Source organism: Methanothrix sp., assembly GCF_016706325.1.
Classification (GTDB): Archaea; Halobacteriota; Methanosarcinia; order Methanotrichales; family Methanotrichaceae; genus Methanothrix.
The window spans coordinates 481,381-494,935 of sequence record NZ_JADJJX010000002.1 but is presented as its reverse complement, the minus strand read 5'-3'; the positions used below and the strand labels follow the sequence as shown (position 1 = coordinate 494,935).

The 13,555-nt window shown below is 48.3% G+C and carries 11 protein-coding genes and 4 pseudogenes; 2 read left to right on the top strand and 13 right to left on the bottom strand.

What is annotated here, in order from left to right:
• Nucleotides 1-307: 307 nt before the first annotated feature.
• From IPI63_RS12005 to IPI63_RS11970, 10 genes and pseudogenes are all read right to left on the bottom strand, one after another.
• Nucleotides 308-448, bottom strand: a complete 141-nt coding sequence (locus tag IPI63_RS12005) for a hypothetical protein (RefSeq protein ID WP_292478638.1) — start codon at nucleotides 446-448, stop codon at nucleotides 308-310.
• A 263-nt stretch (nucleotides 449-711) separates the two neighbouring features.
• Nucleotides 712-936, bottom strand: a complete 225-nt coding sequence (locus IPI63_RS13050) for an NAD-dependent epimerase/dehydratase family protein (protein ID WP_366851052.1) — start codon at nucleotides 934-936, stop codon at nucleotides 712-714.
• A gap of 28 nt (nucleotides 937-964) precedes the next feature.
• Nucleotides 965-1,087, bottom strand: a pseudogene (locus IPI63_RS13045) (hypothetical protein); the annotation flags it as partial.
• Nucleotides 1,088-1,220: 133 nt separating this feature from the next.
• On the bottom strand, nucleotides 1,221-1,370 hold the full coding sequence (locus IPI63_RS12000; protein WP_292478637.1) for a hypothetical protein: 150 nt from the start codon (nucleotides 1,368-1,370) through the stop codon (nucleotides 1,221-1,223).
• The gene (locus tag IPI63_RS11995) at nucleotides 1,348-2,019 is read right to left on the bottom strand and encodes a sugar phosphate nucleotidyltransferase (RefSeq protein WP_292478636.1); all 672 of its coding nucleotides are present in this window, start codon (nucleotides 2,017-2,019) and stop codon (nucleotides 1,348-1,350) included. Before IPI63_RS11995 ends, IPI63_RS12000 begins: the two co-directional genes overlap by 23 nt.
• A gap of 8 nt (nucleotides 2,020-2,027) precedes the next feature.
• Nucleotides 2,028-3,017 (bottom strand): GDP-mannose 4,6-dehydratase, encoded by a 990-nt coding sequence (locus IPI63_RS11990; RefSeq protein WP_214064489.1) that lies wholly within the window; start codon nucleotides 3,015-3,017, stop codon nucleotides 2,028-2,030.
• Between the two features lie 310 nt (nucleotides 3,018-3,327).
• On the bottom strand, nucleotides 3,328-4,182 hold the full coding sequence (locus tag IPI63_RS11985; protein ID WP_292478635.1) for a hypothetical protein: 855 nt from the start codon (nucleotides 4,180-4,182) through the stop codon (nucleotides 3,328-3,330).
• Nucleotides 4,183-4,312: 130 nt separating this feature from the next.
• Nucleotides 4,313-4,825 carry a hypothetical protein gene (locus tag IPI63_RS11980; protein ID WP_292478634.1) on the bottom strand — a complete coding sequence of 171 codons (513 nt, stop codon included), beginning with the start codon at nucleotides 4,823-4,825 and terminating at the stop codon, nucleotides 4,313-4,315.
• Nucleotides 4,818-5,815 (bottom strand): annotated as a pseudogene (locus IPI63_RS11975) (glycosyltransferase family 2 protein). Before IPI63_RS11975 ends, IPI63_RS11980 begins: the two are co-directional and overlap by 8 nt.
• Before the next feature lie 118 nt (nucleotides 5,816-5,933).
• Nucleotides 5,934-6,869, bottom strand: coding sequence for a glycosyltransferase family 2 protein (locus IPI63_RS11970; RefSeq protein ID WP_292478632.1), 936 nt, complete (start codon nucleotides 6,867-6,869; stop codon nucleotides 5,934-5,936).
• A 740-nt stretch (nucleotides 6,870-7,609) separates the two neighbouring features.
• Between IPI63_RS11970 and IPI63_RS13130 the strand changes: the two are divergent.
• Nucleotides 7,610-7,747: pseudogene (locus tag IPI63_RS13130) on the top strand (IS3 family transposase); the annotation flags it as partial.
• 479 nt (nucleotides 7,748-8,226) lie between these two features.
• On the opposite strand, the gene IPI63_RS13040 reads toward IPI63_RS13130, so the two are convergent.
• From IPI63_RS13040 to IPI63_RS11955, 3 genes are all read right to left on the bottom strand, one after another.
• Nucleotides 8,227-8,505 carry a hypothetical protein gene (locus IPI63_RS13040; RefSeq protein ID WP_214064486.1) on the bottom strand — a complete coding sequence of 93 codons (279 nt, stop codon included), beginning with the start codon at nucleotides 8,503-8,505 and terminating at the stop codon, nucleotides 8,227-8,229.
• A 154-nt stretch (nucleotides 8,506-8,659) separates the two neighbouring features.
• Nucleotides 8,660-11,350 carry a tetratricopeptide repeat protein gene (locus IPI63_RS11960; RefSeq protein ID WP_292478630.1) on the bottom strand — a complete coding sequence of 897 codons (2,691 nt, stop codon included), beginning with the start codon at nucleotides 11,348-11,350 and terminating at the stop codon, nucleotides 8,660-8,662.
• 526 nt (nucleotides 11,351-11,876) lie between these two features.
• Nucleotides 11,877-12,320, bottom strand: a complete 444-nt coding sequence (locus IPI63_RS11955) for a hypothetical protein (protein WP_292478629.1) — start codon at nucleotides 12,318-12,320, stop codon at nucleotides 11,877-11,879.
• Nucleotides 12,321-12,813: 493 nt separating this feature from the next.
• On the opposite strand from IPI63_RS11955, the pseudogene IPI63_RS11950 reads away from it, so the two are divergent.
• Nucleotides 12,814-13,224 (top strand): annotated as a pseudogene (locus IPI63_RS11950) (IS4 family transposase); the annotation flags it as partial.
• Nucleotides 13,225-13,555: the final 331 nt, after the last annotated feature.

Sequence of the window (13,555 nt, the reverse complement as noted above, 5' to 3'; positions counted from 1 at the left end):
ACAGTGACGAAGGTCATGCTTGCCCCTTCATAAACCGCTTTTTCCATACTTAGAGAGCAATTGGGGCCATTGGACAGGAAGTGATCAGCCACAGGATACAATCCTTGCCTGTAAAGCGAGGGATTGCTCACCCTCGCCCCAGCTCTCATGAAGATGCTCTTGGCGGCGCAAGAGCTTTCCAATGTAAAGCGCGGAATGGCAATTTCGGATCCATTGCTGACTATGAGGTCGGGCCTGTGTTCCCTGGAAGGCCCTGAGAAAAAGAGCTGCCGAGAGCATCTTCATGGATTATATCCAATATTCTCCATCAGATATTTTTTTGCTCCAGCTCCCTTGTTCTCTTGGAGTCATAGGTGATTACAATGATATCGTTTCCTTTAAATGCATCCATTAGATATAACATCTGGAGTGAGTGTCCCCCATGAGAGCAGACGATGGCTATCTTCATGGATTCCCACCATCATCTGCAAGCCTTCATCTATAAGATAAGGGCCTCCAGGAGTGTGGCTCTTGCCTTTGCTGTGTCTGCATAGCAATCCATTATCTCGTTCTTCCGCCTCTCTCCTCATAGGCCACTTTGATATTCGATCCATATATTGAGATGATCTTCTCTATTATCTCCTTCACGCTATAGCTCTTCCATATCCAATATTAAATATCTCAAGTCGCCCTGGTATTCGCCTCCTTTGATATATGCATCCACCATATCTGTTATGTGAACGAAACCCTTTTCGGCTCGGGATCCTCACCACGACCTCTCCCGAGGAAAGGAGGAGATGATCTTTGGTATAGAAAATCGGCTCTCTGCCCTGGCCCGTAGATATTGAATGGCCTGAAGATAGCACACTTGATTCCAAAATCCTCGTGATAGGATCTGCATAGCTCTTCCCCGAGCAGCTTGCTTAGAGTATGGATTATTCGCTTGCGTTTTCTCATCAATGGGCAGGTACTGGGGAGTTCCATAGACATATGAGCTCGCATATACGATTTTGTCTATATCACAGAGGCAGCAAACTCCAGCATGTTTAAAAGTGCCGAGGACATTTGTCTCATAGGTGGCATGGGGGCTCTCAAGGGATGAGTTCACAGCCGTCCTCGCGCCCAGATGATATACGATATCAATATCCTCCCGCTCTCTTCTCCTTCCCCCTGATCAGATCCTTGTCTCTTATGTCCACCCTCTTTCCATTTTGATCCTTCAGCGACACCATCGATGAAATTCAGCTCTTAAGAGCATGGAGCAGATGCCTGCCGGCAAAGCCCTCCTCTCCTGTGATCAATATCGTCTTCTCGCTAAGTCCCATCGATGCTGACCCTAAGCTCTCTCTGTATATATTCTCTGTATCTTCATTGGCCTTTTCTATAATCATCCGGCCGTCCTATGTCCAGCCAGTATCCTTCATGGATATAGCCGTTCACCGTCTCTCCATCAGCAAGCAGCCTCTTCATCAGGTCAGGGATATCCAGATATGGGTTAGCAGGTATATATTCCAGTATGCTCTCATGGAATGCATAAACTCCCATGCTCACCAGATAATCGATCCTGGGCTTCTCTGTATAGCCTCTCAGCCTCCGGTCAGAGTCCAGCTCAATCACTCCAAAATCGATATCAACATGCCTTTGATTGAGGGCTATGGTTGCCTTGGAGCCGGTCCTCTTGTGAAATGCCAGGAACTCAGAAAAATCCAGGCTGGTCAGGACATCCCCGTTCATCACCAGAAAATCATCCTTCAGCCTATTTTTTAATAATCCCAGCCCTCCTGCCGTCCCAAGCTTCTTCTCCTCCCTTGAGTAGTCTATCTTCAGTCCGTATTTGCTGCCATCATTGAAGAAGGCCATTATCAATTCCGCCAGGTGGCCGACTGCCAGGGTGATCTCATCAAAGCCCCTGGCCTTCAGCTGCCTGATAATTATCTCTAAGATTGGTGACTCTCCAATGGGCATGAGGGGTTTGGGAAAGACAGTGGTATAGGGCTTCAGCCTGGTGCCCAGCCCCCCGGCAAGGATCACAGCTTTCATCTCCTCTCCTAACATCTCACTAATTTGACCAGCCCCTTATTCTCTCTCATCCAGTCTATCGTCTCCTGCAGCCCCTCCTCCAGGGAGACCTTCGGCTCCCAATCAAGCAATCTCTTAGCCTTTCCATTATCGCACCATAATCTTTGTACCTCGCTTTTCAGAGGCCTGACCCGGGAGGGATCCCGGACTATGCTTATTCTCTTATTCAAGAGGATTGCGATCTTCTCTGCCAGCTCTCCCATGGATACCTCAAAATTAGATCCGATATTGATGACCTCTCCAATTGAGCTGCCCGACTCCGCTACCTTGATGAATCCATCTACAGTATCCTTGACATAGGTATAGTCCCGCGTCGGAGACAGGGATCCCAACAGTATCTTCTCTTTCTTTATGGCTTGGGTGATTATCGTCGGTATTATCGCCCTTGCAGACTGCCTAGGTCCATAGGTGTTGAAGGGCCTGATCGTTGCCACAGGCAGGTCAAAGGAGCAGTAGAAGCTCTCTGCTATTTTATCTGCTCCGATCTTGCTGGCAGAGTAGGGGGACTGGCCCTGAAGGGGATGCTTCTCATCGATAGGCACATATAATGCTGTGCCATATACCTCGCTGGAAGATGTATGGACCACTTTCTCCACCCCCTGATCCCTTGCCGCAGTTAAAATATTTAAAGTGCTTAAAATATTATTCTCGATTGTATCCCTGGGCCTATTATATGAGTAGGGGATTGAGATCAATGAACCCAGGTGGAATATGATATCTACATCTTTGACTGCACTGGATACAGCATCAAAATCCATAAGATCTCCAGAGACGACCTGCAGTGAATCGAGTCTATGCTGAGGGATTATCTCCAGCAATCCCCAATCATTCCTTGAGTTATATCTCACAAAACCAGTGACATCAGCACCCAAATCCACAAGACGTTCGATCAGATGGCTTCCTATAAAGCCCCCTGCCCCTGTTACCAATACCTTTTTCTTGCTCCAGTGATCATTCATTCTATAGCCTCTGGTAATTCACTCTTCAGCCTTTGGCATTCCACTCTTGGCCTTTGGCATTCCACTCTTGGCCTTTGGCATTCCACTCTTGGCCTTTGGCATTCCACTCTTGGCCTTTGGCATTCCACTCTTCGGCCTTTGGCATTCCACTCTATGGCCTCTGGTAATTTACTATTCAAGCCGCCAGTTCCAGTCCCCATTTTCAAGCCAATATTTATAGTCTGTGTGAATTCCTCTCGGAGGCTGGCAGTGTGCAGCTCATATCATGATTTTACAGTTGTTAATATATTTGGTAGAGCCATGTGTTTTTTCATCGCGTCCTCATATAAATAAGGATTTTTTCCGAATCTAAAATTTTGGATATCCTTTTATTACAATCCAATGCTCCACCGAAGTGCCTCCAGGGTTCAATCTGTACCCAATTTACTATATCTATGACATTTAAATTTTCATTTATTATAAAATAATTATTTACATTATATTCGCTTCTATTCAAAAGGAAGGCCACATCATTCTCATCGAGGGTCTGAAAGTCTTGCGTTCTGAATGACATTAGATAAAAGTTCTTTGTAAGTTCATCTCCCCTTATCAGTTCTCCGCTGCTCTCCTCTTTGATCCATGATAGCGGGAGATTTAGGTAATTAAATTTATCTACGTCCTTATTGGAGAGCTCCCCATTATATATCATGAAGTGATAGACAGGATTCAGGGCCAATAGAACGATTACGCCAACAGCCGCCCATCTCCTGAAAGATCCTCCATTCCTGAATATCCAGGCTATGCTGAAGATGGCAGGATAGTAAAAGAAACCAATCTCCACATGCCCGATCATCAAGCGAATGAATGCCCAGATCACCATGGATGAGAGTATTGATAATATAAATATGGGTTTTATTCTATGTCTCATCTCGGGCAATGAGATAAAATAAATTAGAAAGAGGATGAGGAATGCCAGGAGAATGCCATATTTAATATAACCGTATAGGGTTATGCCCTGCGGATAATGAAGATATATATCTTTTAGAATGTTATCCTGAATACTGGCAGCAAAGTAGGATAACAGGAATTTATCCAGCACAGATGTTGTGAAAGAGTCGGATGATTTTAATGCATGAATAAAATTATTATAAACAAATTCAGTGAGTCCCAGCTCAACAATGATCAATAAAATCAACAATTTGATAGATTGCTGCGACCTACAATCGAGATTGGCTCTGAACGGATGCCTCGGTTTATTGATTATTATCAGATATATTACAAATGATGATAAAAATAACAAAAAGGTGAAGATGACATCATATGATGTAAATACCAGGGATATTCCAATTATCACCGCCATTAGATGACTGCCAGACTGATCTGTTCTTCTCAGAGAACATCAGAAGAAATAATATCAATAAAGCAAAATATAATATACTTCCTATGCCATGCGGCCAGAAGAAGATCCTCTGGGTCCCGGCATAACCTGTCGTCAACTCGGTGAGCGATACCAGGCCTGCCAGAAAATAACTATCGGAGAGCTTCAACATCAATAAAAAGAAGAGTGCAGCATAGGGGATGAGCTGAATTGGTGAAAATAATAGAAAGCTGCAATCCTTCCCCAGCATCAGTGCCAGTTGAGAGCCCAATATGTGAAAGGTGGGAACGGTATTTCTATAAGCATCCAGCAGAAATCCTCTTTCTATCGTCTCGTCCACTGCACTTATTTGAAGGGGTGCAAAAGCATCTATCGAACTGTTAAAATGCAATAGAATATAAATGTATGATGCAATAGCAGCAATAAAGTATATCCTCTTCACATCAATCAACTGGACTATGGAGCAGTCGATCTGATATCTGTAGCACTCTGCTCTCTATCCTCTTCTGATATGACATTCTCATTGCCTTCAATAATGCATAATTCCAAATATATATTATATTGCAAAGGCCTATGAAAAGGACATCCAGCCTGTATCTGGTCAATTGGTCGTCTGGAATCTTATCATATAATGAGCCGATCAGCAGATGAGAATTTCCCTTAACTGGTGTTATCTCGCCGGTCAGGCCATGCAGCATTGCCAGAATCTTATTGTATAAATACTCTATACCCTGCCTTGAGGCAAAACCAAAGGTCAGCAACTCCGTAATCAATAGTGAAGGAACAAGCATCAGCAGGCAATTGGTGGATAGATATTTTCTCAATATTGTATATCTTCCTTTTTCCAGATGATAGAATTTTTTGGGTGTCATTTTTAATATATAATCATGCCTGACCACAGATGAGGGTATGTACAGGATTTTGAATCCATTGAGATTGGCCCTCCAGGAAAAATCGGCATCCTCATTATACATAAAAAAGCTTTTATCAAAACCACCCAGGCTTATATAGTGCTCCCGCCTGATGGCAAATGAGCATCCAGAGAAGCCGCTGATGTGCTCTCTGCAGGATTGCGTGCCCGATGGATAGCCCAATCCTCTGGTAAAAGAGAGGCCGGAAAAGTGATTTATCGCTCCACAGGTATTGATAACCTCGCCATTATAGGTCAGGATTTTTGGTGTGGTGATGACTTTATCTCCACTTTTTAAGGGCTTGACGAGCTCCTGCAGCCATCGCCCCTCAACTACAGTATCTGGATTGAGCACCACGATGTATTCGCCTTTTGCATGTTTAACCCCTTCATTGTTTCCTGCCCCGTAGCCGCATTCTCCCTGCTTTCAATCAATCTGACATTGGGGTATTTCTCTCTTAAGATACGACAACTGTCATCAGTGGAATTATTATCGATGGCGATGATCTCATGAGGGTAATTCTGTGCCATGATGGAATCAATGCATGCTTCTATATAATGGCTGCTATTGTAAAGAACTATTATTATACTGGCCAATCCATTCATATGCCCTGCATACCTCCTCGCAGCGCTCTTATCAGAGTCGGTTTCAAGCTTTTCCCTCCCTCCTCAATCCTCCCTGTGCTATCAGCTCCCTCTTGAACTCATGCATAACCCTTGATAAGATATGAAGAATGATCCCTGTCAAGGCCATAAAGGATCCGAACAGGGTGAGCAGGATCATGATCATGGTCGGGCCATACTGCATGCCCCCGCCGTGGACGAAGGATCTGAGGAACTCCAGAGCCATCAGTATGCCCGCTCCTGCCATAAGAGAGCCGGGAACGGTGAAGCAGATGAGCGGCTTTCTCAACTGCATGTCCTTGAGAACATTGACCAGGACCCTAACCCCATGGGCTACTGGATTCTCTGAAGAGCCATTCACATCGTAGCGCACTCCGATCTCCACCTCCAGGATGCGCAGGCCTGCGGCAGCAGCATCGGCCAGCATCTCGCTCTCTATGGCCAGCCCCTTCTGATTGAAGCGGAATATGCCCTTGGTCCGGCCGGCAAAAGCTCGAAATCCGCTCTGAGTATCGGTTATCGAGAGGCCGCTGCCAATATTTGTGGCCACATCTAGCACTCTTTGGCCTATTCGACGGTATGCTGGTGTATCCCTCTTATTTCCATTGAGATAGCGGCTGCCGTTAACCATATCCGCCTCTCCCTGCAGGATGGGATTCACAAGGCGGGGGATGTCGGCTGGATCATGCTGCCCATCGGTGTCGATGGTGACAATGACTGCATCGCCATTGAGGGAGGAGAAGCCCGTCTTGAGAGCTGCTCCCTTTCCGAGGTTGACCTTATGGCGCAGCACCTGAGCCCCTGCCAGGGCGGCAACCTCTGCAGTGCGGTCCAGGCTGCCGTCATCTATCACAATAACCCGGTCTGCGTATTTGAGCGTGCGCAGGACAATGCTACCTATTGATATCTCCTCATTATAGGCCGGCAATATAGCTGTGATCTCCCCCACCAAACTCTCCACCCCACCCCTGCTATGCATTAATAAAATGGATCAATCCTGGATTGTTATTCGCCCAATGAGTCCTGCAGTCCTTTAGCAGCATAGTCAGTTGAAATACAGCAGAGTACAAAGGCATATAAAAACGCTTTGGATTACCATTTTCCAAGGCCTGTATTATTGTGTCAGCGCCCCATATCATTCATTAATTCAGCTGCTGACCTGGCCGCCCATGAGGATGCAGATAATGGCAATTTGATATGAGTATAGCCCTCACGCATATCGATGCGATCTCTCCTGAATGTGATTGATCTCCTAAAGATGTCTCTGTGTCTTGGTTCGTGTTCATTTTCATGCCTTATGGGTGCCTGGCCAGAAATGATGGTTTCATATGGCTAGGCGGAGGGCATGAGCAGCCCCCTTTAAAAAGGTTAGGAATCATAAGTACGTATCATGTCGTCAGAGGCACCTGATTTGGCATATGCTCTCTTCCGTCGCGCATAGAATGGAGGAGGGCAAAACTTTTTATCGATATACTATTATAAATATTTCTCGCATGCCTCATCAGCGTCCTGCTGGATTTAGCGGCTGGGCCAATCACACCGGCCGGGAGCAGACCTCTTCATCCCCTTCAGAATTATTCTATCCTCGAGCAGCTTTATGGCTTTGCAAGCCCTTTATGCTCTTTGTGCCCTCAATGGCTAAAATCCATTATCTGCAATCCAATCAAAGTGAGATCCGCGACGAGTATAAACCGTAAAGCTCGCACAAGAGACGAACTGGCCGAGAATCCAGAAAGAGCATTCGGCGGCAATGGCAACATATGCAAGTATGAGGCCAGGATTGCCGAGCTTGAGAGGTTGCTAGGTCAAGCTCATGCTGAGAACAAGCTTTTTAAAAAAAAAGGCTCTTCGCTATCTCGTGTGGGTAACCTCAGGATATCGATTCTCAATCCATGATACAAAACCTCGCAATGAGTCAGGCTCTAGGGGTGATTGGTATTGATCCCATCATCAACAGTGGTATCCTGGCAATTGGGCGATAACTCTGATCATACCTTAGGATTCTTGGCCACCCAAATAAAGCAGCGAGGAGCCTCACTGATTGAGCGACATGGGCCCTTGCTTGCTCTATGAGTGGCCGGATGTTGCCGATAAGCTCTTCTGAGGCAATGGCGATTTCATTCTCTCCTGATTTCTCTATCTTGCCTACAAAGGCCGATTTTTTCTTTCATTTGTAGGCCCTTCTTCATAGTATCATTATCTCCCAAGACCTAACTGATGCTACAGATAGCTGATATCGATTCCAGCATCCAGTGACCACCGGCTGAAGCTGTGCCTTAGCAGATGCGGCGTGATCCTCTTCCTCTACCTCATTTTGCTCATTCTTGTCTCCTGAGGCCCTGCCTTCTCAGCAGCTTCGTCCAGCAGCCTCTGAATCTGCCTGGTTGAGATGTGGCCCTGATCTCTGCCCTCGAAGATATATCCGTTGTCTTCGCCTGGAGATGAGCACCAAAGACTTCTATGACAGGCTTGGGGAGGATAGAGGTATGCCGTTTACCGCCCTTGCCGTTCACGACATGCAGATATCCTCCGGCGCCATCCAGGCGCTCCACCTTCAAGGCATCTACTTCTGAGACACGAAGGCCGCAGCCGGCCATCAGCCGAGAGATGGGCAGCTTCTCGCAAGGTAGGGGAGGCAGCCAGCAGTCTGTGCCGTTCGTCTAACGAGAGAAAGTCCTCAGGGTGCATGCGACAGTGGACGATGTCATAATATATCAATTTCATAACATGTGCTTGGGCGTAACCCTAAGTCTATTTCTGCCCCTGACCGAGTGAACTCAGATTGTCCGCCACTGTTCTGGTGTTCGGGTGGTCTGGGCCGAATTTATCTCGGCATATCTTCAGAGCTCTTTCGAAGCACTCCCTGGCTTCCTGGAGGTCACCCTGAGCTTGCAGCACCGATCCGAGGTTGTTAACATCTCTGGCCACGTCGGGATGGTCTGGGCCGTAGGCATTCTCGTCGATCTTCAGAGCTCTTTCGAAGCACTCCCTGGCTTCCTGGAGGTCACCCTGAGCTTGCAGCACCGATCCGAGGTTGTTAACATCTCTGGCCACGTCGGGATGGTCTGGGCCGTAGGCATTCTCGTCGATCTTCAGAGCTCTTTCGTAGCACTTCCTGGCTTCCTGGAGGTCACCCTGTGCTTTCAACACCGATCCGATGTTGTTGACATCTATGGCCACGTTGGGATGGTCTGGGCCGTAGGCTTTCTCGTCGATCTTCAGGGCTCTTTCGTAGCACTTCCTGGCTTCCTGGAGGTCACCCTGAGCTTGCAGCACCATTCCGATGTTGTTGACATCTCTGGCCACGTTGGGATGGTCTGGGCCGTAGGCTTTCTCATCGATCTTCAGGGCTCTTTCGAAGCACTCCCTGGCTTTCTGGAGGTCACCCTGATATTGCATCGCTGTTCCGATGTTGTTGACATCTCTGGCCACGTTGGGATGGTCTGGGCCGTAGGCTTTCTCGTCGATCTTCAGGGCTCTTTCGTAGCACTTCCTGGCTTCCTGGAGGTCACCCTGAGCTTGCAGCACCAATCCGATGTTGTTGGCCATTGTGGCCACGTTGAGATGGTCTGGGCCGTAGGCTTTCTCGCCGATCTTCAGGGCTCTTTCGAAGCACTTCCTGGCTTCCTGGAGGTCACCCTGATATTGCAGCACCAATCCGATGTTGTTGACATCTCTGGCCACGTTGGGATGGTCTGAGCCGTAGGCTTTCTCGTCGATCTTCAGGGCTCTTTCGAAGCATTTCCTGGCTTCCTGGAGGTCACCCTGAGCTTGCAGCACCAATCCGATGTTGTTGACTCTTATGGCCACGTTGGGATGGTCCGGGCCGTAGGCTTTCTCGTCGATCTTCAGAGCTCTTTCGAGGTACTTCCTGGCTTCCTGGAGGTCACCAAGATCTTTCAGCACCAATCCGATGTTGTTGACTCTTATGGCCACGTTGGGATGGTCTGGGCCATAGGCTTTCTCGTCGATCTTCAGGGCTCTTTCGTAGCACTTCCTGGCTTCCTGGAGGTCACCAAGATCTTTCAGCACCGATCCGATGTTGTTGACATCTCTGGCCACGTTGGGATGGTCTGAGCCGTCGGCTTTCTGGTCGATCTTCAGGGCTCTTTCGTAGCACTTCCTGGCTTCCTGGAGGTCACCAAGATCTTGCAGCACCATTCCGATGTTGTTGACATCTCTGGCCACGTTGGGATGGTCTGGGCCGTAGGCATTCTCGTCGATCTTCAAAGCCCTCTCAAGAATTCTTTTAGCTCCCTCATAGTCCGCTAAATCTTTCAGATTCACTCCGAGGTTGTTCCACAGAGCCCCGGATGACTGCAGGTTCGATTCTTCTGCTGACCTGGCCACAAAATCAAGGTGCTCATGTAAAGGCCTCATATTTTCAGGCAGGCCGCTTTCAATAGCTTCAGTGGTGATTTCGGCCATTGCTTCTGCCAGGTCAGGTAAAACGCTTTCATCAGAATCTCGGTCTTGAAGGCGAGCAAATTCCGCTAGGAGACTATGCATCCTCCTGCTACCTTCAGAAGAATCCATCAGCCCCAAACTTTCCAGCTTACGTAACGCCCTGTCCAGCTCATGGTCAGGCACATCTGTCCCCATGGCCTTAGCCAGAATCTGCCGGGGTATAGGCATATTGGGAGCACAGTATCCTCCTATCTTGAACAGCTGCTTTGCCAGCTCATCGCCCTCGGTGAGCCGCTCCCAGCTAAGGGCGAAGGTGGCAGCCAAGCTGGTCAAGTGTCCAGTAGGGCTGTGTTCCGCCCAATCCCTGAGAGAAGTATGCTCCAGGGCTGAACCAGCCTCAAGCTCTGCCAGATAACCCTCTACCGGCAACTCCGGCCTGTCTGCCAGATACCAACCTGCCAGGTCCAAGGCAAGAGGCAGGTCGCCCAGAAAATCAGCTAGATTGTCCAGCTGCTCGTCAGGCATCTCCTTCAGTCTGGCAGCCAGCTTACACAACAGCTCGATGCTCTGGCTGCGAGCGAGCACCTCCAGTTTCTTGACATTCAGTCCCATATCTATAGGCCAGTTCTCCCGCCGAGATGTGATAAGCAGCCTTGCTGACTGGAGCTTCGGCAACCAGTTCTGCAAGACCTGCAGATCCTCGGCATTGTCAAGCACTATTAACCTCTGTCCACCTTCCTCCTGCCAGACTTTTAGGGTGGCCTGCACCTGCTCAGGGAGCTTGTCAGGCCAGTAAGGAAGGCCCATGGCCAGACCGTTCTCGGCAATCTCCGCCTGCATATCCAGGTTGGCCTGGATCCAATGCACTCCCCGGAAGAACCGGCCGTAACGATAGCAAAACTCAACTGCCAGCTGGCTCTTGCCCAGGCCACCCATGCCGCTAACTACTACACCGCTTTCATCATGTGAATAGAGCAGGTATCGGCCCAGCTCGATCAGGTCATCATGCCTGCCGGTGAAAACAGCGTTTTGCAAGAAAGTCATCCTAGATCCGGGTGGCAGGTCACCGTGATCTGGGATATCACCTGGTTTAGGGGGTTTCGGGGGTTGATAGGAAAGGGATTTGGGTTTCGTGGCTCCTGGTGGATGTATATGTGTATGGATCTCACTATTAATAACATTACGGCCAACTGCTACTCCTGCATTCGAGGCACTTATGGATCGGCTCATGTTGACCTCTGATTTCTGCGGTGCGGTTATGGTTTGATTTGGCCCGTAAAAGTAACCCATCAATGCAGCAAGGCCAAGGAGAAAACCAGATATAGCCTCAAAAGGAACTTGGCCGTTATGCCAGTCGTAGATGGCCCAGGGTATTGAGATCATCCAACAGATGGCGGTAAAGCCGAGTGATATCGAGCGCCAGGATACTGCTATAATCTCACCCAATTCGATAATCGATATTGCCCGAAGCCACAGCCTGTTGCAGCTCATTTAGATCATCTGGCTCGGTCAGGCCTGACTCTAGGCGCTTCAACGCCTCGATTAGGGATTCTGCTGACATCTATGACTCAGACTTCTTACTGCTTTCGTGATAACCTGCGGTGATCGTGCTGCCCGATACACTGCCTCCGACGGCCACGCCTCCGCGGTCGGCAGAGGTGATGCGAACCTCGCTCCTGCTTTCGGCAACTATCTTCTGGAGCTCGGCTAGCGTCTCAAGCGGAAGAGTCAGCTTCTTCAGCTGCCAGGATAGAGCAACCTTGGCGTCAGGATCTTCGGCATTTTTTGCCACATCCTGTATGGCCCTGTCAACCTCCGGATCCTTCTTTACCTCTGGTCTGAGAATATTCCACACTCTAACTGCTTTGTCCCAGGCGGCTTCACCGGCTTTCTCGGCTGCAGACTCCAAGACCTTCATGCCACCGGCAGCTGCAGTATCCATGAGTTTAGGCAAAAAAGGTGCCAGAATACCAGCCAGTTGACCAGCTAATGCAGCTTCGATCATGTCTTATCCCTCGATTATTTAATACAACTATTTTCTAGTACAATTATTACTATTTAGTTATGGCCCCGAATGGTGCCTTGATTTAATATGCAAATGGCACTCGGATGTTTGGCATGCTGTACCAGGACAGTGATCATCATCCAAAAGTTGTATCCGCCGGTCCAAATTTGACCCCCCGCGCCGATCCGATTTCGACCCCCTTAGACGACTAACATGACTCATAGAGTCTAAGTTCACGTCTCGCTACTTTCTGTGGAAACTCTCTCCGTTCATGTTCAGTATCAGCGCGCGGTGGGTAATCCTATCCAGAATTGCTGCCATACGTCATCGGTTAAGGCTTGCTTTCTATAGCAACCCTCTTTTTTGATGCAATCCAAGTTATATGAGATTAAAGATAGCCTGGTTAATAACATATAAATATTATAGAGACTCTCTCAGATCTGAAGGGGAGTAGATTGAGGTGCCCAGGCAATATTCATTCGATGACAAAAATCTGATTGAGCGGACGCTTTGTGAGCTATTTCCACCGGAATGGCTCAGAGAAAAAGCAAAAGAGACAGGACTAATCAAGCGCGAGCGTAAGATCGATCCTGTTATCATGTTCTGGACGCTGGCTATAGGTTATGGGACATTTCTGCAGCGAACCCTTGCTGGTCTGAAGCGCAACTATGAGTCCGCTTCGAATCTGATTTTGAGTGATAGCAGCTGGTACTATCGCTTTACCCCTGAACTGGTAACCTTTCTCCGCGAATGTGTATCTCATGGCCTCGAACGCCTGGCTCAAGAGCCCAATCGAACCCTCTGTGATCGGCTATCGCCTTTCGAAGACGTATTGATCCAGGATAGCACCATCATAAGGCTACACGAAAAGCTGGCTGATATCTGGCCCGCTACCAGATCACGCCTTGGGGCCTTCGCAGCACCATGAACACTGGCGTTAAGAGGATCGAGCTGGGGATGGATATCAGGTGGATCTTGAGAGGAGTAGGGAATGGATGTGAGTCTGGCGAGAGAGAAGTAAAAAATTGATTATGAAGCGGCTTCTGACAGGAGGCTGCACCGTCATCCCTTAATACTCTCTCGCCAATCTTTTATTGGTGTAGGTCTTGGATGCAAAAGTAGGAGACATCGTGGAACTCCGCAGCCGCTTGTGGCGTGTGGACTCTCTTGATGCAAACATTCTTGCAGCTACCAATATTGAGGGGGGAGAGATCGAACAGAGGCGATTCTTCCTT

Bases quoted from the DNA above. Each gene is read 5' to 3' on its own strand.
- IPI63_RS11990 (WP_214064489.1), bottom strand. From the start codon at position 3,017: ATGAATGATCACTGGAGCAAGAAAAAGGTATTGGTAACAGGGGCAGGG.
- IPI63_RS12005 (WP_292478638.1), bottom strand. From the start codon at position 448: ATGAAGATAGCCATCGTCTGCTCTCATGGGGGACACTCACTCCAGATG.
- IPI63_RS11955 (WP_292478629.1), bottom strand. From the start codon at position 12,320: ATGATCGAAGCTGCATTAGCTGGTCAACTGGCTGGTATTCTGGCACCT.
- IPI63_RS11995 (WP_292478636.1), bottom strand. From the start codon at position 2,019: ATGAAAGCTGTGATCCTTGCCGGGGGGCTGGGCACCAGGCTGAAGCCC.
- IPI63_RS13050 (WP_366851052.1), bottom strand. From the start codon at position 936: ATGAGAAAACGCAAGCGAATAATCCATACTCTAAGCAAGCTGCTCGGG.
- IPI63_RS13040 (WP_214064486.1), bottom strand. From the start codon at position 8,505: ATGGCCGGCTGCGGCCTTCGTGTCTCAGAAGTAGATGCCTTGAAGGTG.
- IPI63_RS12000 (WP_292478637.1), bottom strand. From the start codon at position 1,370: ATGATTATAGAAAAGGCCAATGAAGATACAGAGAATATATACAGAGAG.